This is a genomic window from Streptomyces glaucosporus (assembly GCF_039533345.1).
Taxonomy (GTDB): Bacteria; Actinomycetota; Actinomycetes; order Streptomycetales; family Streptomycetaceae; genus Streptomyces; species Streptomyces glaucosporus.
This window is the reverse complement of record NZ_BAAATJ010000015.1, coordinates 45,673-70,991: the sequence shown is the minus strand read 5'-3', so window position 1 is coordinate 70,991 and position 25,319 is coordinate 45,673. Positions and strand designations below refer to the sequence as shown.

Here is a 25,319-nt window from a genome sequence, read left to right as displayed (position 1 = left end):
CCGGCTCCCTAGCGGCGGCGGCGGGGGCCCAGGGGCAGCCGGAGCCGCCGCCGGAGCTCGTACAGCACCGGGTGCCGCTCCCGCTCCTCGCGGGTGTAGCGGTCGAGCTCCTCGGCCAGGCGCATGGACCGCTTCTCCACGTCCATCTCGTCCAGCAGCCGGTCGACCTCGGCCAGCAGCGCGCCCTGCAGGTGCCACTGGCGGGAGTGCTCCTTGACGCGGCCGAGCAGCATGTGGGCGACCTTCTCGCGGCTGGCGCGGCCCGCCTCCAGTTCGCGGGTCAGCCGCTCCTCCGCCTCCTCGGAACTGCTGCTCAGCGGGCTGGTGACCAGGACGGCGAAGTTGCCCACGGTCTCGGCCAGATGCTCGAACAACTCCTCCAGCACCGCGGCGACGTCCGGAGGGAACAGCGGCTCGTCCCTGCGGTGCACGGCCAGGTCGGCCAGGGTCCGCGACACCGACCTCAGCACGGAGGTGCAGATCTCCAGGGTGTCCAGACCGGTCCGCAGCACCACCCGGGAGAGGAGGGGCTCCTTCACCCGGGGGTTGAGCCGCAGGCTCTCCTCTGCCTGGACGAGGGCGCGGTCCACCTGGGCGATGTCGTTGTCCAGCCGCCGCGCCTCCTGGAGCTTGGCGGCGGCGCGGTGCACCGGCGTGTGGGCGCCCGGCGACTCGCCCAGGTGCAGCAGCAGCCGCCGCATCCGCCCGGCCAGGTCCAGCAGCGCCTCCTCGGCGGGCTGGACCCACACCGGGGGCACGAAGAAGAGGTTGAACAGCAGCCCGACCGCCGCGCCGATCAGGGTCTCCAGCACCCGGCCCAGCGCCAGGTCGGTCGCGTGCGACGCCCCCAGCACCAGCATGGCGCTGATCGCCACCTCGTTGATGAAGTCGCCCGCCCGCACCAGGTGGCCGACGCCCAGGGAGGTGAGGATGATCAGCCCCAGACTCCACCAGCTCAGGCCCACCAGCGAACTGAACAGGACGGCGACCGTCACCCCCGCCACCACGGAGTTCACCCGGGTGATGCCGCTGGTGATCGTGGCGTAGAGGGTGACCTGGACGACCAGCAGCGCGGTCAGCGGGGCCAGCAGCGGGGCCCGGACGTCGAGCAGCCACAGGGCGGCCGCATAGGCGAGCGTCGCGGCGGCCGTGGAGCGGAGGGCCTGGACGACCGCGGGCTCCCTGCGCCGCTTGACCAGCCGGGCCACGGAAACGGGAACCTCAGGCACGTTCTGGCCCTCCCCCTCCGGAGCGGATCGACACCGGCTGTCCTCCCAACCTGTAGGTGATCTTCCGTCCCTTAACGCAGTGCCCGGACGGCCGCTCCGAACACCACGGGGAACCGGGAGGCCACCGGCACCACCAGGCGCGCCGCGCGCCCGCTTCCGCTCGCGCGCACCAGCGCCCCGGTCAGCAGCCGGTGGCGCCGCGACAGCCGGCGCCAGGCGGCCTCGTACGCGGCGGGACGTCCGGCCGCCAGGCAGTCCACCGCCGCGCGCGCCGACGCCACGGCCAGTGCGATGCCCTCGCCGGTGAGCGCGTCGACGTACCCCGCCGCGTCGCCGGCCAGCAGCACCCGGCCCGCCACCCGGCCGCGCACCCGCTGCCGCAGCGGCCCGGCGCCCCGCACGGGGCCGGCGGCGGGCGCGGACAGCACCGGGGCCAGCCGGGGGAAGCACGCCAGGTGGGCGTCGAAACGGCGGCGTTCCGCGCTGAGCACCGCGATTCCGACCAGCTCCTCGCCGACCGGCGTCACGTACGCCTCCCCGTGCGCCGACCAGTGCACCTCGACGAAGTCCGTCCACGGCGCGACGCGGTAGTGGCGGCGCAGCCCGTACCGCCGCGCCCCGCGCCAGGGCGCCTGGAGCCCCAGCGCCCGGCGGACGGGGGAGTGGAGGCCGTCGGCGGCGATCATCCAGCGGGCCCGCCACCCGGCGGCCAGCACCGCGCCGTCGGTCTGCCGCACCTCCCCGACCCGGCCGGGCACGATCCGCACCCCCAGGTCCACGGCCCGCGACCACAGCGCGCGGTGCAGCCCGGTGCGGCGCACCCCCAGCCCGGGGCCGCCGCGGAAGGCCGCCTGGACGCTGCGGACGCCGTCCGTGTAGCGGATGCCGCGCAGCTCCCGTCCCCCCGCCGCGCCGAGGTCCACGCCCAGCTCCCGCAGGTCCCGCACCCCGCCGGGCATGACGCCCTCGCCGCACGCCTTGTCCACCGGCGCCTCGCGCGGCTCGACCACCACCGTCTCCATGCCCGCCAGCGCCCCGCAGACCGCCGCCGCCAGCCCGGCCGGCCCGCCGCCCGCCACCAGCAGGTCGATCACGCCGCACCCGCCGGGGAGACGGGGGGCGCCGGGGCCGCTCCGGCCGCCGAGGCCAGGGCGGCGTCCTCGCAGCGGACGCGGACGGCCAGCAGCGCCGCGTTGAGCACGGTGAAGGCCGCGGCGGTCGCCCAGGCGCCGTGCATCAGGGGAAGGGCGGCGCCCTCGGCCGCCACCGCCGCGTAGTTGGGGTGCCGCAGCAGGCGGTACGGACCGCGGGCCACCGGGGGGAGCCCGGGGACCACGATCACCCGGGTGTTCCAGCGCGGCCCCAGCGTCGTGACGCACCACCAGCGCAGCGCCTGCGCGCCCAGCACCACGGCGAGCATCGGCCAGCCCAGCGCCGGCTCGAAGGACCGGCCGGCCGCCCACACCTCCACCGGGGCCCCGGCGAGCAGGGCCGCGTGGAGCGCCACCATCGCCGGGTAGTGTCCCCGGCCGTACTCGATCCCGCCGCGGGCGGCGCTCCAGCGGGCGTTGCGCCGCGCCACCGCCAGCTCGGCCACCCGCTCGGCCCCGACGGCGAGCACCAGCCCCGCGTACCAGAACACTCCGCCCGCCTCCTCGCTCCCGACCCCTCTCCGGTCCCCCTCCGCCTCCGTCCGCGTCCCGCCCGCCGTTCCCGGCGGCGGGGCGCCTACCAGCGCAGCAGCACCACCTCCGAGCAGAAGCCGGGCCCCATCGCGAGCAGCACGCCCGGCGCCCCGCCGCCGGGCGGATGCCGGGCGAGGGTGTCCCGCAGGACGTGCAGCACCGAGGCGGAGGAGAGGTTGCCGATCCGCTCCAGGGAGCGCCGGGTGACCTCCAGCGCGCCGTCCGGCAGGCCGAGCGACTCCTCCACCGCGTCCAGCACCTTGGGCCCGCCCGGATGGCACACCCAGAAGGCCACGTCCCGCCGCGTGAGGCCGTGGTCGGCGAGCAGGCCGTCGACGTCGTCGGCCAGGTGCTTGCGCACCAGGTCCGGCACGGTGGCGTCCAGCACCACCCGGAAGCCCGAGCCGGTGACGTCCCACCCCATCACGTGCCCGGTGTCGGGGTAGAGGTGGGCGCGGGTGTCCACGACGACCGGGCCGGCCGCCGTGGTGCGCCGGGCGCCGCACAGCACCGCGGCGGCGGCGCCGTCGCCGAACAGCCCGCAGGCCACCAGATTCGCCGGGGAGGCGTCGCCGCGCCGGAAGGTCAGGGAGCACAGCTCGACGCAGAGCAGGACGGCGACGTGGTCGGGACGGCCGCGGAGGTGGTCGTGCAGCCGGGCGATCCCGGCCGCCCCCGCCACACAGCCCAGGCCGAAGACGGGGAGCCGCCGCACGTCCGGCCGCAGACCCAGGAGGCCGGCGAGCCGGGCGTCCACGGACGGGACGGCCAGACCGGTCACCGAGGCGAACATCACCAGGTCCACGTCGCGGGGCGACAGGCCGGCCGCCCGCAGCGCCCCCGAGACGGCCTCGGCGCCCAGCTCCACGGCGGTGGAGACGAAGACGTCGTTGGCCGCGCCGAAGTCCGCCAGCCCGGCGTACGCATCCAGGGGCAGCGCCGTGTGGCGGAAACGCACCCGGGTGTTCTCGTGGAGGCGGTCCAGCGGACGGCGGTCGGCGCCCTCGGGCAGGCAGAGGCGGGCCACCAGGTCGGTGATCTCGCGCTGGCTGCACCGGTGCGGCGCCAGGACCGAGTGCACGGCTGCGATGCGGCTCATCGGCTTCCCGGGTCGAGGGCATGGGACACCTCGGGATTACCTCCCGGCGGCGCCCGGCATGTCCCCCCGGCCCCCTTGCCACCCGTCCGGGCCACCCCGTACGCGCCGGCGCCCCGGCGGACCGAGGCCGCGCGGAGCCGCGCGGAACCGTACGGAACGGCGAAGGCGCTGGTCACCGGAGCCCCGCCGATCTAGGTTTGGGTGCACAACTCGTGTTCGCCACACGCACGTTCGCACCACGCACGGCAGGAGAGCCTCCCATGGCAGACGTCTCGCCCACCCCGGAGCAGCGGGCCTTCCCGCAGATCGACACCACGGTGCCGCACTCGGCGCGGATCTGGAACTACTGGCTGGGCGGCAAGGACTACTACGAGGTGGACAAGGCGGCCGGCGACCAGTTCGCGGCGGGCTTCCCCGCCATCGCCGCCACCGCCCGCGCCTTCCGGGAGTTCCTGGGCCGGGCCATCCGCCACCTGGCCGGCGAGGCGGGCGTCCGGCAGTTCCTCGACATCGGCACCGGCCTGCCCACCGCCGACAACACCCACGAGATCGCCCAGCGCGTCGCCCCCGAGTCGCGGATCGTCTACGTCGACAACGACCCCCTGGTCCTGGCGCACGCCCGCGCCCTGCTCACCTCCACCCCCGAGGGCGCCACCGACTACCTCCACGCGGACCTCCACGACACCCCGGCCATCCTGCGGGACGCCGCCGGGACGCTGGACTTCACCCGGCCCGTCGCCCTGATCCTCAGCGGCATCCTCGGCCACCTCCCCGACTACGAGGAGGCGCGGTCGATCGTGAAGCGGCTGGTGGACGCCCTGCCGTCCGGCAGCTACCTGGTGGTCTGCGACGGAACCGACACCGACGAGACGCTCAGGGAGACGCAGGAGCACCACAACGAGGGCGGCGCGTCCATGTACCACCTCCGCAGCCCCGAGCAGATCGCCGGCTTCTTCGACGGCCTGGAACTGCTGGAGCCGGGCGTGGTGCCGTGCTCGCGCTGGCGCCCGGAGACCAGCACCACCGGCACCCTCACCGAGGCGCACGCCTACAGCGGCGTGGGACGCAAGCCGTAACGGCCCTCCCCGCACGAGCCGCCCGCGCCGCACCCGGCACGGACCGCGCTCCCGCCGGCGCCGCGCCCCCGTCCGCCGGACCGCACCCGTCCGGCGGACGGGCACCCGCCCGTCGGCGCGGAATGTCTGAGATCGCGGGTACGGGGTAGTCGGCACTCCCGGCGGCGGTGCCGACGGGCCGGGTGCGGGAACGGGCGCGAGGCCGGGACGGCGCGGCGGAGAACCCGCCGCGGGCGGCCGGACACCGCCCCGGCCTGCGCGGCGAGAGGGCAGCGAGGCGATGAACGCGATCGACCGGGCGAAGGACCCCGGTGTCCTGCGGGCGATCTTCGAGGGCCTGGGGTCCGGGGTGTTCGCCACCGACGCGTCGGGGGGCCTCATCGCCGTCAATCCGCGGGCCGCGCAGATCGTGGCGCGCCCGGCGGCGGAGATGCTCGGCCGCGACATGCACGACCTGCTGCACCGCCACGCGGACGGCAGCCCGTTCCCCCGCGACGAGTGCCGGGTGATCGCCGCCCTCGCCGAGGGCCGCCCCGCCGAGGGCGGCGACGAGTACCTGCTGCGCGGCGACGGCACCACCGTCCCGATCATCTGGGCGGCGGCCCCCCTGAAGCTGGAGGGGGAGCCGGACGGCCTGGTCTACGTCTTCCACGACTTCAGCGTCCGCCGGGCCGCCGAGGAGCAGACCGCGGCCCACCTGGCGGCCCTGGAGACCCTGACGGCGCGGCTGACGCTGGTGTCGGAGATCTCCTCCGTGCTCATCTCCAGCCTGGAGGTCTCCCTGGTGCTGCGGCGGCTGGGCCGCCTGCTGGTGCCGGAGCTGGCCGACTGGACGGCGGTGGACGTGTACACCGGACAGCCCGGGGAGCTGCGGCGCCTCGCCGTCCACAGCGAGGACGACCCGGTGGCGGCCGGGGCGCTGGAGGGGCCCCTGCCGCCGCTGCCGGAGTCCTCCGCCTCGCCCCTGGCGCGTGCGCTGCGCGGTGCCGGGGCGATGCTGCTGGACGCCGACGACCTCGCGCGGGAGCCCGGTACGCCCCTCGACGCCGCCCACCGGGAGCTGTTCGAGCGCCTCGGCGGGCACAGCGCCGTCGTGGTGCCGCTGAACAGCCGCCGGCAGGTCTTCGGGGCGCTGACCGCGGCGCGGACCGGAGACTCCCCGGGGTACGAGGACGACGAGGCGATGATGCTCATCGACATCGGCCGCCGGGCCGGGCTGGCGATGGACAACGCCCGTCTCTTCGACCAGCAGCGCCACGTCGCCGAGGCCATGCAGCGCCAGCTCCTCACCCCGCTGCCGCAGACCGACCACCTGCGGATGGCGGCCCGCTACCGGCCCGCCCTGGTCGCAGCCGAGATCGGCGGGGACTGGTACGACGCCTTCCTGCTGGCCGACGGGGTCACCACGATGGTCATCGGGGACGTGGTCGGCCACGACCTCCAGGCGGCCGCCCACATGGCCGAGGTCCGCAACATGCTGCGCGCCCTGGCCTGGGACCGCCAGGAACCCCCCAGCCTGATCATGCGCCGCCTGGACGAGGCGATGACCAACACCAGCGACGCCCCCATGGCGACGGTCGTCTTCGCCCGCATCGAGGGCGCGGAGGGAGGGCCCTGGCGGCTGCACTGGGTCAACGCCGGGCACCCCCCGCCGCTCCTGGTCACCCGCGACGGACGCGCCCGCTACCTGGAGGGCGGCCACGGCCCCCTGCTGGGCATGAGCGCCACCCTGAACCTGGGGATGTCCTGGCCCGACGCCCACGAACAGCTCCCGCCCGGGTCGACCGTGCTGTTCTACACCGATGGCCTGGTGGAGAGCCGCACCCGGCCGATCGACACCGGCATGGAGGTGCTGTGCCGCCACGCCGCCGCCCTGGCCCGCCGCGACGTCGAGGACTTCTGCGACGAACTCCTGGAGCGCATCGACCCCCGCGGCGACGACGTGGCCCTGCTGGCCCTGCGGCTGCCGCCGTCCGGAGCGGGAGCCGCGGGCGACGACACCCCGCCGCCGGCCCGCGGGCGGCGTGCCCACAGTCCGGCCGCGCCCACCCGCTCGGCGCCCGGGGCCGAGGCGCTGGGCGCCGACGACGTCTTCACGGACGCCCCGCGCGGCGACGACGACCTCACCGAGACCCCGCGCGGCGACGACCGTCCTCCCCGTCCCTGACCCCCGGTCCGGCCCCGGCCCGCGCCGGCCGGAGCCCCGGGGGGCCGGGCGGCGGGAGCGCAGGCCCGCCCGCGCGCGCCGCGGTCGCCCGCGCCCTCACCCGGCCTCCGACGCGCCGGCCTCGCGGTCGGAGGCCGGCCACACGTAGGGCAGGTCGTCCGGCGCCTCCGGGAAGAGGGGCCGGTAGTGGTCGGGGTCCTTGCGGACCAGGGCGGACCGGTGGCTGAGGTGGAAGCCGGGATCGCCGAGCCAGGGGGGCAGTTCCCCCGCCCGTGCCAGCTCCTCCTGCGAGCGGGGGGCGGAGATGCCGGTCGCGTGCCGCAGGTCGGTGAGCATGGTGACCTCGCAGGTGTCGCTGCGCCCCGCCAGGCGCCAGTGGCGGCAGATCTCCATGCCGTAGCGGACGAGGGCCTCCTCGTACCCCGCCCACATGCGGACGGCCGGATGCCGCGCCCAGCCGTAGCCGGGCACGGTCAGGGCGCGCAGCACCTGGAGGGTCTCGACGCGTTGTTTGCCCAGGCGGCGCCAGTCGAGCACGCGGGCCGTCCCGGCGAAGTCGGGGAGCGGCAGGAACGTCTGCACGATGTCCGGTCCGTTTCTCCGGTCCCCCCTCGGCACGGACTGCGATCGTCGCAGCCCGTGCCGGTCCCCGCATCCCGGGCGGTTCCGGACGGGTGGCACCCGGACGGCCGCGGTCACCTCCCCCGCTCGTCGACGACCCGGCGGATCTTGCCCACCGAGCGCTCCAGGGTCTCCGGGTCCACGACCTCCACCCCGACGGTGACGCCGATCCCGTCCTTGACGCCGCGGGCGATCGCGGCGGCGGCCGCCTCGCGCAGCTCGGGCCCGGCGCCGGGGCGGGCCTCGACCCGCACCGTCATGTGGTCCGCCCGGCCGCGGCGGGTGAGCCGGATCTGGAAGTGCGGCGCCACACCGGGAACGCGGAGGACGATCTCCTCGATCTGGGTGGGGAAGACGTTGACGCCGCGCAGGATGATCATGTCGTCGCTGCGGCCGGTGACCTTCCCCATGCGGCGGAAGGCGGGGCGGGCGGTGCCGGGCAGGAGCCGGGTCAGGTCGCGGGTGCGGTAGCGGACGACCGGGAGGGCCTCCTTGGTCAGCGAGGTGAACACCAGCTCGCCCTCCTCGCCGTCGGGCAGCGTCTCGCCGGTGACCGGGTCGACGACCTCCGGGTAGAAGTGGTCCTCCCAGACGTGCAGGCCGTCCTTGGTCTCCACGCACTCCTGGGCGACGCCGGGGCCCATCACCTCCGACAGCCCGTAGACGTCCACCGCGTGGAGCCCGCCGCGCTCCTCGATCTCGCGGCGCATCTCCTCCGTCCACGGCTCGGCGCCGAAGATGCCCACCTCCAGGGAGGAGGTGCGCGGATCGACCCCCTGGCGTTCGAACTCGTCGAGGAGGGTGAGCATGTAGGACGGCGTGACCATGATGATCTCGGGCCGGAGGTCCCGGATGAGCTGCACCTGGCGGGCCGTCATGCCGCCGGAGGCCGGGATGACGGTGCAGCCCGCCCGTTCGGCGCCGTAGTGGGCGCCCAGCCCGCCGGTGAACAGCCCGTAGCCGTAGGCGATGTGCACCTTGTGCCCGGGACGGCCGCCCGCCGCCCGGATGGAGCGGGCCATCAGGTCCGCCCACACCGACAGGTCGCCGTCGGTGTAGCCGACCACGGTGGGGCGCCCGGTGGTGCCGCTGGAGGCGTGGAGGCGCCGCACCCGCGACATGGGCACGGCGAACATCCCGTAGGGGTAGGTGTCGCGCAGGTCGGCCTTGGTGGTGAACGGGAACCGCGCCAGGTCCTCCAGGGACCGGCAGTCGTCCGGGGTGACGCCGGCCCCGTCGAACGCGCGCCGGTAGTGCTCCACGTTGTCGTAGGCGTGCCGCAGGGTGCGGCGGAGGCGGTCGAGCTGGAGGGCTCTCAGCTCCTCGCGGTCCATGCGCTCGGCCGCGTCCGGGATCCCCCCGCCCGGGGCCGGCGAGGGGGGCGGGGCCGGAGGGCCCGCGGGAACCGTCGGATCGCTGATCACACTGTCTCCTTCCGGCCGGTCAGGCCGCGGTCGCCGACGGTGCGGCTGCGCCCGCGGAACTCGGCGATCACCTGCTCGTCCCGCAGGACGGTGACGTCGTAGACGCCGCTGCGGCCGAACCGGGTGCGCTCCTCGGCGACGGCCACCAGCACGTCGCCCTCGTGGGCCGGGGCGACGAAGACGACGTCCGCGCCGGCCGCCACGGTCACCGGGCCGCGGCTGTTGCAGGCGCAGGCGAAGGCGGTGTCGGCGAGCAGGAAGAGGTAGCCGCCGTGGGCGACGCCGTGCCCGTTGACCATCGCCTCCGTCACCGTCATCCGCGCGGCCGCCGAGCCGCCGCCGGCGTGGAGCAGTTCGATGCCCAGGCCCCGGGAGGCCCGGTCGGCGGCGAACATCGCGTGGGCCGGCCCGGGGCCGGTGTCCGTGACCTGTGTCATGCGCCTCCACCATTTCCCCGCGGGGCCCGTGGTTTTCGCGGTTCCCCGTGGTTCGTGCCCGGGCCGGCCCGGGAAGCGGGCAGCCACTCCCTTGAGCCCGACCGACCATTCGGTTAGCTTTGCGGCGACGCCAGGTAACCCAACCCGCGGACCGCCTGTCAAGGGGTGCGGCGCCCGCCGGGTACGGTCGGCGGCGGCCCGCGCGCCCCGGCCGCGGGAGGCGCGGCGAGGGGACGCGGGCGGACACGGGACGGACACGAGAGACGAGGAGAGGCCATGGCAGCGGCACCGGGGACCGTCGGCGTGGTGGGCGGCGGACGGATGGGCGCGGGCATCGCCCAGTCCTTCGCGACGGCCGGTTCGGACGTGGTCGTCGTCGAGAGCGGGAAGGAGGCGGCCGAGGCGGCCCTGGAGCGCGTCGCCGGAGGCCTGCGCCGCGCGGAGGAGCGGGGGAAGCTGGACGAACCGGCCGGACGGGTGCTGGAACGCGTCACCGTCACCGCCTCGGTGGAGGAGCTGCCGCCCGGCGCGGACCTGGTCGTCGAGGCCGTGCCCGAGGACGCCGCCCTCAAGGCGAGGATGCTGGCCGCCGCCGAGAAGGCCGTGGGCGACCGGACGGTGCTGGCCACCAACACCAGCTCCCTGTCGGTCACCGAGCTGGCCTCCGCCCTGGCCCGCCCGGAGCGGTTCCTGGGCATGCACTTCTTCAACCCCGTGCCGGCCTCGGCGCTGGTGGAGGTGGTCGTCACCGGGCAGACGGCCGAGGACACCGTCCGGGCGGCACTGGAGTGGACCCACGCCCTGGGCAAGCGGGACGTCGTCGTCAGGGACTCGCCCGGCTTCGCCAGCAGCCGCCTGGGCGTCGCCCTCGGCCTGGAGGCCATCCGGATGGTCGAGGAGGGCGTCGCCGAGCCCGAGGCCATCGACGCCGCGATGACGCTGGGCTACCGGCACCCGATGGGGCCGCTGCGCCTGACCGACCTGGTCGGCCTCGACGTGCGCCTGGCCATCGCCGAGTACCTCCACGGCACCCTGGGCGAGAGGTTCGCGCCGCCGCGGCTGCTGCGGGAGAAGGTCGCCCGCGGGGAACTCGGGCGCAAGACCGGGCAGGGCTTCTACACCTGGCGGGAGTGACCGGCGGAGCGGCCGGCGGCAGGGCCGGCCGGGTCCGTTTCCGCGCCGCCGGAAAGCCGCCGAACGCTGTCGCACGGAAACCGGACGTGGCATTCTCGGGTGGTTCGACGGTTCCGCCGCCGCGGGGGCGCCGCGGAGACGGTCACGGGGGAGGGACGGCCGGATGGAGGACGCCGGGACGAGAATGGGCATGCGGGGGCGGAACGGCATCATGGCCCTCGTCGCCGAGTGCCTGGACCAGCCGCACGGTGCCGAACGGCCGGTGACGATGCTGGTCGGGCCGCGGGGCAGCGGCGCCAGCGAGGCGCACAACGCCGTCATGGAGCGCTTCGGCGCCGACCATCCGTTCGCGTACCTCAACTTCGCCGCCGACCAGGCCCTGCTGCCCCGCTACGCCCTCGCCCTGATAGCCCGCCAGCTGGAACGGAAGCTGCCGCAGTACCGGGCCTCGCGCTTTCCCCGGCTCACCCTCGGGCTGCTCGCCTCCGACCGAGAGCTGCGGATGACCACCCGTTCGGACGGACGGCGTGCCATCCAGAGCCAGCTGGACCAGTTCCGGCAGCAGGCCGAGGAACGCTACGGCGACTACCTCGGCACGTTCCTGGAGGTCGCCGGCAGCGCCCTGGGCGCGCCCAACGGCGCCTCCGCCGTGGTCGCCACGCTGCTGCGGGACGCCGCCCGCGGCGGCGGACGGCGATTACTGCCGGGACGGCGCTTCGCCGGCGCCCCGCAGTGGTTCGCCGACCACCCGCTGGTGCCCTCCCGGGACCCGTGGGACGCCCTGCTGGAACTCAACATGTGGCGGCACAACGGCACCGGGCAGGAGAAGCGCATCCTGGACCGGGTGCTCTTCGCGGCCTTCCTGGACGACCTGCGCCACGACACCGGCCGCCGGTTCGCCCCCGGCTCCTACCTGCTGCTGCTGGACAACTGCCACGCCGATCACGGGCGGCTGTTCCTGGAACTGCTGGTCGGCGCGCGCCGCGACGCCGCCCTGGCCGGCACGCTCTGCGATCCGCTGACGGTGGTGGGCAGCTCCAACCGCTGGCTGGACAACTGGGGTTCGTCCTCCGGGGACCAGTGGCCCTGGCGGCTGCGCAGCCCCGACCGGGCCTCGCTCGCCGACTGGCGCGAGCGCCGCCCGGGCCACGACAGCGGCGACTCCTGGTGGTACCCGCTGCGGCTGCGGGACCTCACCCTCGACGAGGTCCGCACCGGCATCGAACTGGCCTCGCCCCGGCACTCCGGCCTCGCCCCGTTCGTCTACCGGCTGACCCGCGGCCTGCCGGCGGCGGTGCGGCAGGTGATGGACGCCCTGGACTTGCCCAACGCGCCCGGCCGGGGCGGTGAGCTCGACCTGTGGCTGCGCTCCCTGCCCGGCCGGCGGATGCGCGGCACCCCCGGACTGAGCCTGGCCGACGCGGCCCTGGACCATCTGCTGGAGGACTTCTCGGCCGCGCAGCGCGAGGCGCTGGTGCGCTGTGCGGCGGCCCGAGACCTGGCCGTGGGCAGCAGGATCCTGGGCGCGGTGGCCCCGGGCGGCGCCGGGGAGCCGCTCTTCAACGAGGTGCGGTCGCGCTGGCTGCTCGAAGCCGACCGGGCGCGGCCGCGCCTCCACCCGTGGCTGCGCAGGCTGCTGCTGTGGCGGCTGGCCGCCGACCCGGACGAGTGGGACACCGTCCACGAGCTGCTGGCCGAGTACTCCGAGGCGGAGGACCGGCCGGCGGACGCGCTGTACCACCGGCTGGCGGCCCACCACGTCGACGAGGTGGTCGACCGGCTGACCGGCCACTTCCGCGAGATGGCGGCCGTCCGGTGGATCCGCCTGGTCAACGAGGTCACCTCCGCGCCCAACCGGCTGCCGCCCGACCGGCCGCCGCTGGAGCTGCTGGGCGACCTGGCACCCGAGGAACCCGCGCACTCCATCACCGACACCTCGGTGATCCGGGGGCTGGTGTGCGCGCGCTGGCTGTGGAGCGATCCGCTGGGCGATCCGGGGCTGCGGCTGAACAGCGTGATCGCGGCCCGGTACGACCGGCTGTCCGAACTGAGGGGGAGTGACATCGTGGCCCTGTACGACGAGGCCGAACGGTACCGGCACTGGCGTCACCGGCCGACCGGCGCGGAAGGGGCGTGAGGGGCGTGGCCGGGCGCGGTATGTCCCTGCTGGCGGTCAAACGCCTCGTCACCGCCGTCGTGGCGCTGGCCGTCCTGGCGGGCGGGACGCTGCTCTTCCTCGACTGGTGGGTCGAGCGCGAGTCGCGCTGCGCGGCCGGCGTGGTGAAGAAGGGACCGGACGAGGAGTGCGTCGGCGTGACCGACGGCTCCTACGTCTTCGCCGGTCACCTCGCCGCCGTGACGGAGCGGATCCGCGAGGCCAACGAGAAGGTCGTGAAGGAGGGCGGCGACTACGTCAGCGTGGCGTACATGACCTCCCTCACCGTCGGGGAGGACGACAGCAACTCCGAGGAGTCGGTCCTCCACGAACTCCAGGGCGCCTACCTGGCGCAGCAGCGGTACAACGAGCGGTCCACCCCGAGGATCAGACTGCTGATCGCGAACACGGGCAGCGAGTCCGAGCACTGGCGGCACACCGTCGGGGAACTGATCGCGCGCAAGGACGACGAGCGGCTGGTGGCGGTGACGGGGCTGGGCCCGAGCACGGACCCCAACCGGCAGGCCCTGCGGGAGCTGTCCGCCCACGGAATGGCCATGGTCGCCGGCACGATGACCGCCACCGACGTCAACGAGGACGAGAAGGGCGGGAAGCTGAAGGGCTTCGTGCGCGTCGCCCCGACCAACGTCGACGAGGCGAAGGTGGCGGCCGAGTACCTGCGGAAGGAGGGCTTCGGCACGGCGATGGTCGTCCAGGACGTCGCGGAGCGGAACCTGTACGCCCGGACCCTGGGCGACGCCTTCACCGAGGAGTTCCCCCGGGGCGGGCGGCACCGGCTGGTCGCCGAGCGCAAGACCTTCGACTCCTCGGTGCCCGGCAACTGGAAGAGCGAGCTGCACTTCCTCTCCAACCAGCTGTGCTTCCACCGTCCCGAGGTCGTCTACTTCGCCGGACGCGGCCAGCACCTCACCCACTTCCTGAAGGTGCTGGCCGACCGGGTCTGCCCGGAGTGGGACTTCACCGTGATGACGGGGGACGACACCACCAACCTCACCGCCCAGCAGGTCAGGAGGGCCACCGCGAGCGGCATCGAGGTGTACTACACGGGGCTGGCCCATCCGCGGATGTGGAAGGACCGGCCCGACGGGGCGCCGAAGGAGCTGCAGGCGGCCTTCCTCGAGAACGGGCAGCTGGAGAAGTGGTTCGGCGACGACTCGCACGCCGACGGCCAGGCGATGATGTCCCACGACGCGGTGCTGACCGCGGCCCGCGGCGCGCAGATGGCGGACATCGGCGAGACGGGGGTGACCAGCGAGGCCGTGGGCAGGATGTTCCACCTGATGGAGGACAGCGAACGGGTCCGGGGCGCCGGCGGCTCCCTGTCGTTCGGGAGCGACGGCAACCCGCGCGACAAGGCGGTGCCCGTCCTGCGGCTGGACCCCAACGGCATCCCGGTCTTCGTCGAGGTCTTCTCGCCGCGGGGCTGAGCGGCCCGCCCCCGGCCGTCCCGCCCCGGTCGCGGTCCGGGACGGCCGGGGCCCGTGCGGGGTGTCAGGACGGCGGCGGGTTGAGCTGGTCGCCGACCGGGCAGATGCGCAGCGCCTGGGCGATGACGCGCTCCCGCTGGTCGCCGTCGGCGGAGGGCAGGGTGATCTCGGCCGTGGTGTCGAAGGTGTAGTGCTGGGCGCCGCCGTCGCCCAGGCGGACCCGGGCGGTCACCTCGCTGCCGGACGGGTCGACGCCGCTCTGGGTGGCGGCGATGACCAGGGCCTGGTGCAGGCAGGTGGCCACGGCCGCCGCGTAGAGCTGCTCGGGGTCGTACCCCTGCCCGCTGCCGCCCAGTTCGCTGGGGGCGCCGACCGGGATGCCGGCCCGCCCGGAGACGTCCACCCGGCCGGTGCCGTGCCGGGAGTGGGCCTGGGCGCTGTAGAGATCCTGTCGTTCGGAAGGGGACATGCGCACAGGTCTACCCGGGCGCCCTTCCCGGAAGGCGCCCCCAAACGGCTGACGGCGCCCGCCGGTGCCCCCGTCCCCGCCGTCCCCCGCCGTCCGGCCGTCAGTCGGCGTGCTCGGTGCGCATCCTCACCTGCTCGGCGAGCCTTTCCAGGCTCTGGTCGAGGGACTGGTGGACGGCGTCCTCCGGGGGAGCGTGGTCCTCGTCGAAGAACGACAGGTGCACGGTCACCTCGCTGGCGCCGCTGCCGATGCCCGCCACCTGGAGCCAGCCGGCGTACGAGCCCTGCTCCCGGGTCCCCCACTCGGCCCGCATCTGGTCGGGCTGGGTGCGGAACAGGGCCCGGACGTCGTGCCCGGTGCGGTCCTCGTGGACGGTCACCGCCGGAGGGGCCTCCACATGGGCGTGGAGGTCCGTGGGAAGCCAGCGGTTCAGGGCGCCGGGGTCGGACACCTGGTCGAAGATCAGCTCGGGCATGGCGGGCATGGTGCGGGAACGCTCGTATTCGCTCACCGGACATCACTCCCGTGGTCGGTACGTTCGGGACCCAGAACGACGTACCCCGGCCCGGCCCGGGCATCCACGCCGGAACCGGTCCGTTCGGACGGGCGCCGTCGGGACGCGGTGCGGGACGGCTCAGAACCCGCCCGCCGCGTCCAGGATCCGCTCGGCGACCCGCACCGAGTCCACCAGCGGGTGGAGCGCCAGGGCCCGCAGCGCCGCGCGGCGCGAACCGCTCTGCGCGGCCTCGATCGCCGACCGTTCGACGGCCTTGAGCGTGAGCATCAGCCCGAGCTGGTCGGCGGCGACGGGCCCGGTCGCCAGCGGGCGGGCCCCGGAGGCGTCGACCAGGCAGGGCACCTCGACCACCGCGTCGCCGTCCAGGCCCGGCACGGCCCCGCGGCCGGGGACGTTCAGGATCAGGGTGGTGCGCTCGTCCCGGGAGACCGCCCGCATCAGGGCGAGCGCGACCCGGTCGTATCCGCCGCCGTCCAGGTCGCAGCCGTCGCGTTCCCAGCCGCCGGAGGCCTCGCGGCTCTCGGCCAGGTAGGTCTCCTCGCGCTCGCGCCGGGTGCGCTCCCACTCCCGGTGCGCCTGCGCGGGGTCGTCCGGCCGGGCCCGCTCGTAGTAGCGGGACTGCTGGCCGAGGAGGAACTCCCCGCGGGTGGCCGCGGCGGCGCGGACGGAGGCCAGTGTCTCCCGGCCGAAGTAGTAGTAGTGGAGGTACTCGTTGGGCAGCGCGCCCAGCGCCCGCAGCCAGTCGGCCCCGAACAGTCTGCCCTCCTCGAAGGACTCCAGCGCGGCGGTGTCGGCCAGCAGCACGGGCAGCCGGTCCACGCCGTCCACCGTGAGGCGGCGCAGCCAGCCCAGGTGGTTCAGGCCCACGTAGTCGTACCCGGCGCGGTCCGGGTCGGCGCCCAGGGCGCGCGCCGCGCGGCGGCAGAGGCCGACGGGGGAGTCGCAGATGCCGATCACGCGGCCGGGCAGGCCGCGGTCCCGGAGGACCCGGTCCATCGCCTCGGTCACCATGCCCGCCGGGTTGGTGAAGTTGATCACCCAGGCCCCGGGGGCGAGCTCGGCGATCCGCTCGGCGATCCGCACCGCCACCGGCAGGGTGCGCAGCCCGTACAGCACTCCGCCCGCGCCCACCGTCTCCTGCCCCAGCACGCCCTCGGCGAGGGGGATCCGCTCGTCGCGGACGCGGCCGGCCAGGCCGCCGACCCGGATCGCGGAGAACACGAAGTCCGCGCCGCGCAGCGCCTCGTCGAGGTCGGTGGTGGTCCGCAGCGCGGGGGCCGGTCCGGTGTGCCGCGCCCGCTGGTGGGCGAGCACCGCGCCGATCGCGTCCAGCCGGGCGCGGTCGGTGTCGTACAGGACGAGTTCGGTGCAGCGGCCCGCCGGATCCCCGGCGTCGCCGAGCAGCGCCCGGTGCACCAGCGGCACCCGGAAACCGCCGCCTCCCAGCACGGTGAGCCTCATCGCGCGGCCACCCCCCGTCCGGCGTCCGCCACGGTCGTCACAGCGTCCACGGTCCGTCCCCGGTCTGTCGCGGTCCGATCCTCCCCGCCCGCGGGAGCCGGCGGGGCAGGTGCGATGGTCGCACACCTCCGCGTCCCGGACGGGCCCGGGTGGCCGGGGCGGCCCGTCCGGGGCGCGGAGGGGCGGGGTCAGGCGTGGTCGACCAGTTGCGCGTGCCCCTGCACGCGCGCGCAGTGGGCGCAGCAGTAGAAGTGCCCGTCGGACTCGACGCCGTGGCCCAGGATGCGGCACTGGCAGTTCTCGCAGATGGGCGCCATCCGCTGGACGGCGCACTCGAAGCTGTCGAAGACGTGGACGGCGCCCGCCGCGTGCACCTCGAACGCCATCTCGTAGTCGTTGCCGCACACCTCGCACACGCTCATGAAACGTTCCTCCTCCGCTGGGTCGGTCAGCCGCAAGGATGGATCGGGCGCACCCCGGTCCTCCCTCGCGACGCGGCGCCGGTCTCCGACCGGCGCAGCGCGACCACCCGCCCGGCCGACGCTTCCCGGCGGACCGGATCAGGTTTCCCCGGGAGTCCCGGATACGCGTCTGAGATGCGAATCGATGACGTCATGGCGTGCGGCTGACGAAGTTCACCGACCTGGCGCTGCGTGTCGTGGTGCGCCCGGCGGTCGCGGACGAGGCCGGGACGCCCGCCTCCCGGCAGGTGGCCGAGGCCGTGGCCGCGCCGTACACGCACGTGTCCGAGGTGGTGAGCCGCCTCCAGCACCCGGGCGTGCCGGAGGCGGGGCAGGGGCGGCGGGCTGGAGCTCACCGCCGGGGGACGCACCGCCTCGGCCGGCTGGCTGGTGCGGCAACTTGAGGGGGCCGGTGACGTGGTGGGCTGCGAGGACCCGCCCACTCCCTGCCCCCGCGCGGGGCCTGCCGGCTGCGCGCCGCCCTGCGCGACGTGCAGGAGGCGTTCTACGCGGCCCTCGACCCGCTGACCGTGCGGGACCTGGTCGGCGAGCCGGCCCGGCCCGTGCTGGCGAGGCTGCTCACCCGGGCCGCCGCCCGCGGGAGGGCCCCAAGGGGCTCCCCCCGGTCCGCCCGCGTCCCTCACCGCGCGCCGGCCGCGGCGCGCAGGGTGGCGACCACCTCGTCGTCGCCCACCTGCGCGAAGTCCGCGTACCACTGCCCGACGCCCTGGAAGGACGGCGGCTCCGACAGGCACACCAGCCGGTCCGTCTCCGGCTCCAGCGCGGCGGCGGCCTGGGGCGAGGACACCGGGACGGCCAGGACCGCCCGGTCCGGCCCCAGGGCGCGGACCGCGCGCAGCGCGGCGCGCGCGGTGACGCCGGTGGCCAGCCCGTCGTCGACGACGACCGCCGTCCGGCCGCGGACGTCGGGCGCCGGCCGTCCGGCGCGGTACAGCTCCTCGCGGCGGCGCAGCTCCGCCCGCTCCCGCTCGACCAGCGGGGCCAGCCCCTCGGGCGTCAGGCCGAGCGCGGCCAGCGACCGCTCGTCGAAGAGCGGCGGGCCCCCGCCCGCGATGGCGCCCACCCCCAGCTCCGGGTTGAACGGGGCGCCGATCTTGCGGGCGACCAGCACGTCCAGCGGCGCGTGCAGCGCGCGGGCGATCTCGTCGCCCACGGGGACGCCGCCGCGGGGGAGAGCCAGGACCAGCGGGTTCTCCAGCTCCCCGGCGAGCAGGAGCTCGCGCAGCGGTTCGGCGAGGCGGCGGCCCGCCTCCCTGCGGTCGTGGAAGCGCATGGTCTCCTCTCCCTTCGCCCCCTGCGCACCGGGACGCCGCGGAGCCCCGCGGCCGTCACCGGGGCGCCGTCTCGCGGGACATGCGGACGAACCAGTCGCGGGCCGCGGCGGCGGCCTGGTCCAGGGTCCCGGGCTCCTCGAACAGATGGGTGGCACCGGGCACCACGTGCACCGCGCAGGGCGCGGCCAGCCGCGCGGCCGCCTGCTCGTTCAGCCGCAGGACCTCCCGGTCCTCGCCGCCGACGATCAGCAGGACGGGCGCGTCGACCCGGTCCAGGGCGTCCCCGGCGAGATCCGGCCTGCCGCCCCGGGAGACCACGGCCCGCACCCTCTCCGGCCGCTGCGCCGCCGCGACCAGGGCCGCCGCGGCGCCCGTGCTGGCGCCGAACAGGCCGATCGGCAGTCCGGCGGTGGAGGGGTGGGCGGCGAGCCAGTCGACGGCGGCCACCAGACGCCGTCCGAGCAGGGGGATGTCGAAGCGGTGCGCTGCGGTGACCGCGTCGGTGCGCTCCTCGTCCTCGGTGAGCAGGTCGAACAGCAGCGTGCCCAGACCCGCGTCCCGCAGCACCCCGGCCACCGCGCGGTTGCGGGGGCTGTGGCGGGAGCTGCCGCTGCCGTGGGCGAACGCCACGGCGCCGCGGGCCCCTTCGGGCACGGTGAGGTCTCCGGGCAGGACGGCTCCCGCGCCGGTGGCGATCCGGGCTGTCTCGGTCTCGGGGAGCATCGTCGCCTCCCGCGCTGTGCGGACGTCCGTGCCCGGCCGGAGGTACCCGCCGTCGGCGGCGGTATGCGCGCCCGGGACGTCCGGAACGGCCCGGGCGGAGCCGGGGCCGGAGTGGACGGCGCCCCGGTGCCGCGGACCTGCCGGTCCCGGCCGGGGCCGTGCCGCCCGCCGCCGTGCGCGCCCCGGGATCCGAGGGGGCGGCCGGTGAACGCGGCCGGCCGTGTGCCGGGCATGGTGACGGCGGCCAGCCGGCGCACCCCGCGGAGCGCGCGGGCGGTGCTCGCCGGGGCCCCGGCGCACCGGCACCGGGCCGCCCGCGGTGGTGACCCGCCGTCCGGGCCCGACGCGCTCCGTACCGTGTGCGGTCCCGCACCGCCGCCGATCGGCCCACTCCGGCGCACGCGCGCGCCGGGACCGGGCCATCATGGGAGCGGCCGGCCCCGCGCGGCCCGTCCGTCCCGGCGCGCCGCCGACGCCCCGCCGCCGATGCCACCAGGAGGAACCCCGTGCTCCGCCGCCCCGCCGACCAGAACCCCGCCCCCGCCGACGCCGTGCGCGGACAGCGGGCCGCCCCGGCGGACGAACCGCTGTTCGTGTACGGGACGCTGCGCTTCCCCGAGGTCCTGCGCGCCCTCCTGGGCCGGGTGCCGGCCCGGACGCCGGCGGCCGTCGCCGGATGGCGCGCCGCCGCCCTCAGGGGGCGCGTCTACCCCGGCCTCGTCCCCGCCGACGGGACGGTGACGGGCCTGCTCCTGGAGGACCTGACGCCCGCCGAGCGGCACGTCCTCCACACCTTCGAGGGCGACGAGTACGAGCTGCGGCGCCTGCCCCTGACCGACGGCCGGCACTGCCGGGCCTACGTCTGGTCCGCCGGGCGGGTGCTGCCCGGCGACTGGAACGCCGAGGACTTCGCGGAGTGCCACCTGGCCGCCTTCGCGGCCCGGTGCGCGCGGCTCGCCCTGGGCCCCGCCCCGGAGCCCGTCCCGGTCCCGGAGGCCCCGGCCCGCCCGTCGGCCTCCCGGTGAGGACGCGGCCTATCCGCCGCGGTCGGCCGCCGGGGCGGGCCCGTCCGGTTCCACCACGGTGACCGCGCCGAACACCCCGTCGTAGCCCGGCTCGCGCCGCACCCGGTGGGCGCGCAGCCGCCCGATCGCCTCGGCCGCCTCCGGCTCGCCGGCCCCGCGGATCTCCTCCAGGGGCACGTCCAGCAGCAGGGGCAGCTCCGGTCCCAGGGCGGCGGTCAGGGCGTCGACCGCGCGCGCCACGCGCTTGCTCTTCGGCCCGACCCCGAGGATCTGGCCCATGACCTCCGGCAGCGGCACGATCTTCAGCGGCTCGCCCGCGGTGGACGGCCGCCGCCCGGGGGGACGGTCGCCCAGCTCCTCGACCCGGTGGAGCACGCCCACCGTCAGGCGCCTGCCGCACACCGGGCACCGCCCGCCGTGCTCCCTGGTCCCGGCCGGCTCCAGCCGGACGCCGCAGCCGCGGTGCCCGTCGAGGTGGTACTTGCCCTGCTCGGGATAGAGGTCCACGGTGCCGGCGTACCCCTCGCCGGTCCGCAGGGCGCGGCGGAGCGCGAAGTAGTCGAGTGCGGTGTCGAACACGGTGGCGTTGCGGCCCACGATGGGCGGCGAGTGCGCGTCGGAGTGGCTGACCAGCCGGAAGCGGTCCAGGGAGGAGACCCGCCAGTTCATCTCCGGGTCGGAGGACAGTCCGGTCTCCACCGCGAAGACGTGCCCGGCGAGGTCGCCGTAGCACTCCTCCACCCCGTCGAAGCCGGACTTCGAGCCCAGGACGCCGAACCAGGGGGTCCACACGTGGGCCGGCACCAGGAAGGAGCCCTCGCCGGCGGCGAGGACGGCCTCCAGCAGGTCCCGCGCGTCCATGGCCAGGGCGGGCCGTCCGTCCGAGGCGAGGTCGCCGAACGGGGCCAGGCGGCGGGTGAGCTCCTCCGCCGCGTCGAAGCCGGGCACGTGGCACAGGTGGTGGATCCTGCGCCCCCGGCCGTCGCGCCGGTAGTTGGTGGAGACCTCCACCTGGAGCGTGAAGCGCAGGGGCCCGTGGCAGGACGGCGGCAGGGCCTGCAGGACCTCGCGGTCGAGGTCGTCCCGCAGCCGGAACAGGCCCGGCTCGGCCGGGACCAGCGACTCGCGCAGGGTCCGCGCCCACACCGGGTGGGTGAAGTCGCCGGTGCCCAGCACGGTGACGCCCTTGCGCCGGGCCCACCAGGCCAGGTGCACGAGGTCGCTGTCGCGGCTGCAGGCCCTGCTGTACCGGGAGTGCACGTGCAGGTCGGCGTAGTGGCGCATGGAGGGGCCTTTCGCGGCGGGGCCGTCCCGCCGGGTGTCGCGGGTGTCGGCTGCGTGGCCTTCCGTGTGCCCCGGTACGGCGCGGGCATGGGCGCCGCGGCCGCCCGTCGGCCCGGCCGGCCGTGGTGCTACGTTGGCCTCCGGCGCCCCCGGCGCCCCGGACGAGCGCGCCGTACCCGGTGAGGACAAGACGGCGCAGGCATACGCAGGTATACGCAGGCACACGCAGCCATGCACCGTCACCACTGCGGAGGTCGCGCCATGGCGTGGTTCGTTCTGTTCGTCTCGGGGATCCTGGAAGCGGTGTGGGCCGCCGCGCTGTCCGCCTCGAAGGGCTTCACCCGGCTCGGCCCCAGCCTCCTGTTCGCGGGCGCCCTCGTCCTGAGCATGGGCGGGCTGGCCTACGCCCTGCGCGAGATCCCGGTCGGCACCGGTTACGCGGTGTGGGTGGGCATCGGCGCCACCGGGGCGGCCCTGTACGGGATGGCGGCGCTCGGCGACCCGGTGACGGCCGGGCGCGTGGTGTGCCTGCTGCTGATCGTCGCGGGCGTGGTGGGACTGAAACTGCTGCACTGAGACGGCCCGGCCCTTCGCGGGCGACCGCGGCGTCCACCGCGCGGTGCCCGCGCCGCCCGGTTTCCGGCTTTCCGGCGCCCGTGCCCGGGAACCGCGCCCCCGGCGGGGAACGCGGGCGGGGAATAGGCGGGTACGGTGGGGCGTTCGAGAAGATGATTGAACAATCAACTATCGGGATGTGAGTGCTGTGAACGCAGTGCAGTTCGGGATCTTCACCGTCGGTGACGTCACTCCCGATCCCACCACGGGCCGGACGCCCACCGAGCACGAGCGGATCAAGGCGATGGTCGCCATCGCGCTCAAGGCGGAGGAGGTGGGCCTCGACGTCTTCGCCACCGGCGAGCACCACAACCCGCCCTTCGTGCCGTCCTCGCCCACGACCATGCTCGGCTGGATCGCCGCACGCACCGAGCGGCTCGTCCTCTCCACCTCCACCACCCTGATCACCACCAACGACCCGGTGAAGATCGCCGAGGACTTCGCGATGCTCCAGCACCTGGCCGACGGGCGCGTGGACGTGATGCTGGGCCGCGGCAACACCGCGCCGGTCTACCCCTGGTTCGGGCAGGACATCCGCCAGGGCATCCCGCTGGCCATCGAGAACTACGCGCTGCTGCACAAGCTGTGGCGCGAGGACGTGGTGGACTGGCAGGGCCGCTTCCGCACCCCCCTCCAGGGGTTCACCTCCACCCCCCGTCCGCTGGACGGCGTCCCGCCGTTCGTCTGGCACGGCTCGATCCGCAGCCCCGAGATCGCCGAGCAGGCCGCCTACTACGGCGACGGCTTCTTCCACAACAACATCTTCTGGAACAAGGAGCACACCCAGCGCATGGTCTCCCTGTACCGGGAGCGCTACGCCCACTACGGCCACGGCACCCCCGAGCAGGCGATCGTCGGACTGGGCGGCCAGGTGTTCATGCGGCGCAACTCCCAGGACGCCGTGCGCGAGTTCCGGCCCTACTTCGACAACGCGCCCGTCTACGGCCACGGTCCCTCCCTGGAGGAGTTCACCGAGCAGACCCCGCTCACCGTGGGCAGCCCCCAGCAGGTCATCGAGAAGACCCTGACCTTCCGCGAGTACGCGGGCCACTACCAGCGCCAGCTCTTCCTGATGGACCACGCGGGACTGCCGCTGAAGACCGTCCTCGAACAGCTCGACATGCTCGGCGAGGAGGTCGTGCCGGTGCTGCGCAAGGAGTTCGCGTCGGGCCGTCCGGCGGACGTCCCCGACGCCCCCACGCACCGGTCCCTGGCCGCCCGCCGCGACGCCGGGACCGCACCGGCCTGACGGCCGCGGCCCCCCGCACCGCCCGCACCGGAACCCCACGCACACAGACGCAGGAGAACGACGATGAAGCCCATCCGCATCGCGGCCGTCTCGGCCGGTCTCGGCCGGCCGTCCTCCACCCGCCTGCTGGCCGACCGGCTGGCCGAGGCCACCCGGCGGGAACTGGCGGACGGCGACCGCCCGGTCGAGGTCCGGACGGTCGAGCTGCGCGAACTGGCGGGCGGCATCGCCGACGCCATGGTCACGGGCTTCCCCGGCCCCGCCCTGGGCGAGGCGATCGAGGCGGTGACGGAGGCTGACGGCCTGATAGCGGTCACGCCGATCTTCACCGCCTCCTACAGCGGCCTGTTCAAGTCCTTCTTCGACGTGATCGACAACACCGCGCTGCGCGGCAAGCCCGTCCTCATCGCGGCGACCGGCGGCACACCGCGCCACTCCCTGGCCCTGGAGCACGCCCTGCGCCCGATGTTCGCCTACCTGCGGGCGGCCGTGGCCCCCACCGCGGTCTACGCCGCCCCCGAGGACTGGGGCGGCGGGGACGCACGGCACGGCGAACTGGCCGCGCGCATCGGGCGGGCCGCGGAGGAACTGGCCCACCTGGTGCGGACCCGGCCCGAGCCCGCCGGGGAACCCGGCGCGGCGGACACCGGGGCCGTCACCCCCTTCCAGGAGCACCTGGCCTCCCTGGGCCTCGACTGACACCGGGCGCGGCCGGCGCCGGGCCGATACTGGGGGAGTGGACCGAGTGGAGGACGCGCCCGGACGGGGGCGGGCGGACGGAGTGGTCGACGAGTACCTGTGCCGCCGCCCCGCCGCCCCGCTGCGACCGTACGTGGCCCGGTACTTCGGCTACCGCCAGGCCGGTGTCCCGCCGGGCCTCCACCGGGGACTGCCCTCCCCGTACCTGACGCTGATCCTCACCCTCGACGACCGGCTCACCGTGGCCGGCCATCCCGATCCCCGGCAGCGGCCCGGCCGGTACGACACGCTGCTCGGCGGACTCCACGCGGCGCCCGCGCTGATCGCCCACGAGGGCAGGCAGTCGGGCGTCCAGATCGCGATCGGTCCGCTCGGCGCGCGGACCCTGCTCGGACTGCCCGCCGGGGAACTGGCCCGCACCGACGTCCCGGCCGACGCCGTGCTGGGCCGGTACGCCGCCGAACTGCGGGACCGGCTGCGGGAGGCCCGGACCTGGGAGGAGCGGTTCGCCGTCCTGGACCGTCTGCTGCCGCGGCTGCTCGTGCCCGGACGGGAGGCGCCCCGCGAGGTCGTCCACACCTGGGGCCGGCTGCTGTCCTCCGGCGGAACCCTGACGGTCGCGGAGCTGGCCGCCGGGACCGGCTGGAGCACCCGGCACCTCACCGCCCGCTTCCGCGACGAGATCGGACTGTCCCCCAAGACCGCGGCCCGGGTGATCCGCTTCGACCGCGCGCGCCGCCTGCTGAGGGCGCGGGCCGCGGCGCTCGCCGCGGGCGGGCCGGGCGGCGGGCCGTCCTCCGCGACGGGCGGACTCGGGCTGGCCGACGTGGCCGCCGCCTGCGGCTACTTCGACCAGTCCCACCTGGCCCGCGAGTTCCGCGCGCTGGCCGGGAGCGCGCCCAGCCACTGGCTGGCCCGGGAGGCCCACGGGGAGTTCCGAAACGTACAAGCCGACCGGGCGGCGGGGACGGAAGAGTGGGAGGGGCAGGGGCTCATCGCGAACGGGTGAGCCGGCGATCCACTGGAGGACGATCGAAGGAGGACGA

Annotated in this window: 24 protein-coding genes, 1 pseudogene and 1 riboswitch; of the genes and pseudogenes, 11 read left to right on the top strand and 14 right to left on the bottom strand. The window is 75.6% G+C overall.

The genetic code is table 11. The features are described 5' to 3' along the window. Window positions 1–8 precede the first annotated feature (8 nt). The 4 genes from ABD358_RS16945 to ABD358_RS16930 all read right to left on the bottom strand — a co-directional run bounded on the left by ABD358_RS16945 (window position 9) and on the right by ABD358_RS16930 (window position 4,013). On the bottom strand, window positions 9–1,229 hold the full coding sequence (locus ABD358_RS16945; protein WP_344631872.1) for an FUSC family protein: 1,221 nt from the start codon (window positions 1,227–1,229) through the stop codon (window positions 9–11). A gap of 71 nt (window positions 1,230–1,300) precedes the next feature. Continuing rightward, window positions 1,301–2,323: an NAD(P)/FAD-dependent oxidoreductase gene (locus ABD358_RS16940; RefSeq protein ID WP_344631871.1), complete on the bottom strand. Its 1,023-nt coding sequence runs from the start codon at window positions 2,321–2,323 to the stop codon at window positions 1,301–1,303. After that, window positions 2,320–2,871: an isoprenylcysteine carboxyl methyltransferase family protein gene (locus tag ABD358_RS16935; protein ID WP_344631870.1), complete on the bottom strand. Its 552-nt coding sequence runs from the start codon at window positions 2,869–2,871 to the stop codon at window positions 2,320–2,322. The genes ABD358_RS16940 and ABD358_RS16935 overlap by 4 nt, the downstream gene beginning before the upstream one ends. A gap of 86 nt (window positions 2,872–2,957) precedes the next feature. Further along, window positions 2,958–4,013: a type III polyketide synthase gene (locus ABD358_RS16930; protein ID WP_344631869.1), complete on the bottom strand. Its 1,056-nt coding sequence runs from the start codon at window positions 4,011–4,013 to the stop codon at window positions 2,958–2,960. A gap of 260 nt (window positions 4,014–4,273) precedes the next feature. On the opposite strand from ABD358_RS16930, the gene ABD358_RS16925 reads away from it, so the two are divergent. Together ABD358_RS16925 and ABD358_RS16920 are read left to right on the top strand one after the other, a co-directional pair. Further along, window positions 4,274–5,089: an SAM-dependent methyltransferase gene (locus ABD358_RS16925; protein WP_344631868.1), complete on the top strand. Its 816-nt coding sequence runs from the start codon at window positions 4,274–4,276 to the stop codon at window positions 5,087–5,089. A 280-nt stretch (window positions 5,090–5,369) separates the two neighbouring features. Continuing rightward, window positions 5,370–7,256 carry a SpoIIE family protein phosphatase gene (locus ABD358_RS16920; RefSeq protein ID WP_344631867.1) on the top strand — a complete coding sequence of 629 codons (1,887 nt, stop codon included), beginning with the start codon at window positions 5,370–5,372 and terminating at the stop codon, window positions 7,254–7,256. Between the two features lie 96 nt (window positions 7,257–7,352). Here the strand turns inward: ABD358_RS16920 and ABD358_RS16915 are convergent, their stop codons facing one another. The 3 genes from ABD358_RS16915 to paaI all read right to left on the bottom strand — a co-directional run bounded on the left by ABD358_RS16915 (window position 7,353) and on the right by paaI (window position 9,738). Continuing rightward, window positions 7,353–7,838, bottom strand: coding sequence for an MSMEG_6728 family protein (locus ABD358_RS16915; RefSeq protein ID WP_344631866.1), 486 nt, complete (start codon window positions 7,836–7,838; stop codon window positions 7,353–7,355). A gap of 113 nt (window positions 7,839–7,951) precedes the next feature. Further along, on the bottom strand, window positions 7,952–9,301 hold the full coding sequence (gene paaK / locus ABD358_RS16910) for a phenylacetate--CoA ligase PaaK (protein ID WP_425576354.1): 1,350 nt from the start codon (window positions 9,299–9,301) through the stop codon (window positions 7,952–7,954). Then, entirely contained in the window at window positions 9,298–9,738 is a 441-nt protein-coding gene (gene paaI / locus ABD358_RS16905; protein ID WP_344631865.1) for a hydroxyphenylacetyl-CoA thioesterase PaaI, read from the bottom strand. The genes paaK and paaI overlap by 4 nt, the downstream gene beginning before the upstream one ends. A gap of 276 nt (window positions 9,739–10,014) precedes the next feature. Between paaI and ABD358_RS16900 the strand changes: the two genes are divergently transcribed. The 3 genes from ABD358_RS16900 (at window position 10,015) to ABD358_RS16890 (ending at window position 14,475) form a co-directional block, all read left to right on the top strand. Further along, window positions 10,015–10,872, top strand: a complete 858-nt coding sequence (locus ABD358_RS16900) for a 3-hydroxyacyl-CoA dehydrogenase family protein (RefSeq protein ID WP_344631864.1) — start codon at window positions 10,015–10,017, stop codon at window positions 10,870–10,872. A gap of 190 nt (window positions 10,873–11,062) precedes the next feature. Next, the gene (locus ABD358_RS16895; RefSeq protein ID WP_344631863.1) at window positions 11,063–13,009 is read left to right on the top strand and encodes a hypothetical protein; all 1,947 of its coding nucleotides are present in this window, start codon (window positions 11,063–11,065) and stop codon (window positions 13,007–13,009) included. Between the two features lie 5 nt (window positions 13,010–13,014). Continuing rightward, complete coding sequence (locus ABD358_RS16890) at window positions 13,015–14,475, top strand: ABC transporter substrate-binding protein (protein ID WP_344631862.1); 1,461 nt, start codon at window positions 13,015–13,017, stop codon at window positions 14,473–14,475. A gap of 64 nt (window positions 14,476–14,539) precedes the next feature. On the opposite strand, the gene ABD358_RS16885 is transcribed toward ABD358_RS16890, so the two are convergent. The 4 genes from ABD358_RS16885 to ABD358_RS16870 form a co-directional block, all read right to left on the bottom strand. Then, window positions 14,540–14,944, bottom strand: a complete 405-nt coding sequence (locus tag ABD358_RS16885) for an OsmC family protein (RefSeq protein ID WP_344631861.1) — start codon at window positions 14,942–14,944, stop codon at window positions 14,540–14,542. Window positions 14,945–15,044: 100 nt separating this feature from the next. Next, a complete protein-coding gene (locus ABD358_RS16880) occupies window positions 15,045–15,455 on the bottom strand; it encodes an SRPBCC family protein (protein WP_344631860.1) in 411 nt (136 codons plus the stop codon). Between the two features lie 123 nt (window positions 15,456–15,578). Beyond that, the gene (locus ABD358_RS16875; RefSeq protein ID WP_344631859.1) at window positions 15,579–16,922 is read right to left on the bottom strand and encodes a 6-phospho-beta-glucosidase; all 1,344 of its coding nucleotides are present in this window, start codon (window positions 16,920–16,922) and stop codon (window positions 15,579–15,581) included. 188 nt (window positions 16,923–17,110) lie between these two features. Continuing rightward, window positions 17,111–17,344, bottom strand: coding sequence for a hypothetical protein (locus tag ABD358_RS16870; RefSeq protein ID WP_344631858.1), 234 nt, complete (start codon window positions 17,342–17,344; stop codon window positions 17,111–17,113). Between the two features lie 197 nt (window positions 17,345–17,541). Here ABD358_RS16870 and ABD358_RS16865 point away from each other — a divergent pair. Then, a pseudogene (locus tag ABD358_RS16865) lies at window positions 17,542–17,973 on the top strand (RrF2 family transcriptional regulator); the annotation flags it as partial. Between the two features lie 50 nt (window positions 17,974–18,023). Here the strand turns inward: ABD358_RS16865 and ABD358_RS16860 are convergent. Further along, a complete protein-coding gene (locus ABD358_RS16860; RefSeq protein WP_344631857.1) occupies window positions 18,024–18,677 on the bottom strand; it encodes a phosphoribosyltransferase in 654 nt (217 codons plus the stop codon). A 55-nt stretch (window positions 18,678–18,732) separates the two neighbouring features. Next, complete coding sequence (locus ABD358_RS16855; RefSeq protein ID WP_344631856.1) at window positions 18,733–19,401, bottom strand: dienelactone hydrolase family protein; 669 nt, start codon at window positions 19,399–19,401, stop codon at window positions 18,733–18,735. Between the two features lie 506 nt (window positions 19,402–19,907). Between ABD358_RS16855 and ABD358_RS16850 the strand changes: the two genes are divergently transcribed. Further along, window positions 19,908–20,426, top strand: coding sequence for a gamma-glutamylcyclotransferase family protein (locus ABD358_RS16850; protein ID WP_344631855.1), 519 nt, complete (start codon window positions 19,908–19,910; stop codon window positions 20,424–20,426). A 9-nt stretch (window positions 20,427–20,435) separates the two neighbouring features. Here the strand turns inward: ABD358_RS16850 and ABD358_RS16845 are convergent, their stop codons facing one another. Beyond that, window positions 20,436–21,710, bottom strand: a complete 1,275-nt coding sequence (locus ABD358_RS16845; RefSeq protein ID WP_344631854.1) for an endonuclease Q family protein — start codon at window positions 21,708–21,710, stop codon at window positions 20,436–20,438. A 139-nt stretch (window positions 21,711–21,849) separates the two neighbouring features. Continuing rightward, window positions 21,850–21,909, top strand: a riboswitch (guanidine-III (ykkC-III) riboswitch). 62 nt (window positions 21,910–21,971) lie between these two features. Between ABD358_RS16845 and ABD358_RS16840 the strand changes: the two genes are divergently transcribed. The 4 genes from ABD358_RS16840 (at window position 21,972) to ABD358_RS16825 (ending at window position 25,282) form a co-directional block, all read left to right on the top strand. Continuing rightward, entirely contained in the window at window positions 21,972–22,286 is a 315-nt protein-coding gene (locus ABD358_RS16840) for a DMT family transporter (protein ID WP_344631853.1), read from the top strand. Between the two features lie 196 nt (window positions 22,287–22,482). After that, complete coding sequence (locus tag ABD358_RS16835) at window positions 22,483–23,574, top strand: LLM class flavin-dependent oxidoreductase (RefSeq protein WP_344631942.1); 1,092 nt, start codon at window positions 22,483–22,485, stop codon at window positions 23,572–23,574. 63 nt (window positions 23,575–23,637) lie between these two features. After that, window positions 23,638–24,273 carry an FMN reductase gene (locus ABD358_RS16830; RefSeq protein ID WP_344631852.1) on the top strand — a complete coding sequence of 212 codons (636 nt, stop codon included), beginning with the start codon at window positions 23,638–23,640 and terminating at the stop codon, window positions 24,271–24,273. Between the two features lie 37 nt (window positions 24,274–24,310). Continuing rightward, window positions 24,311–25,282, top strand: coding sequence for an AraC family transcriptional regulator (locus ABD358_RS16825; protein ID WP_344631851.1), 972 nt, complete (start codon window positions 24,311–24,313; stop codon window positions 25,280–25,282). Window positions 25,283–25,319 lie beyond the last annotated feature (37 nt).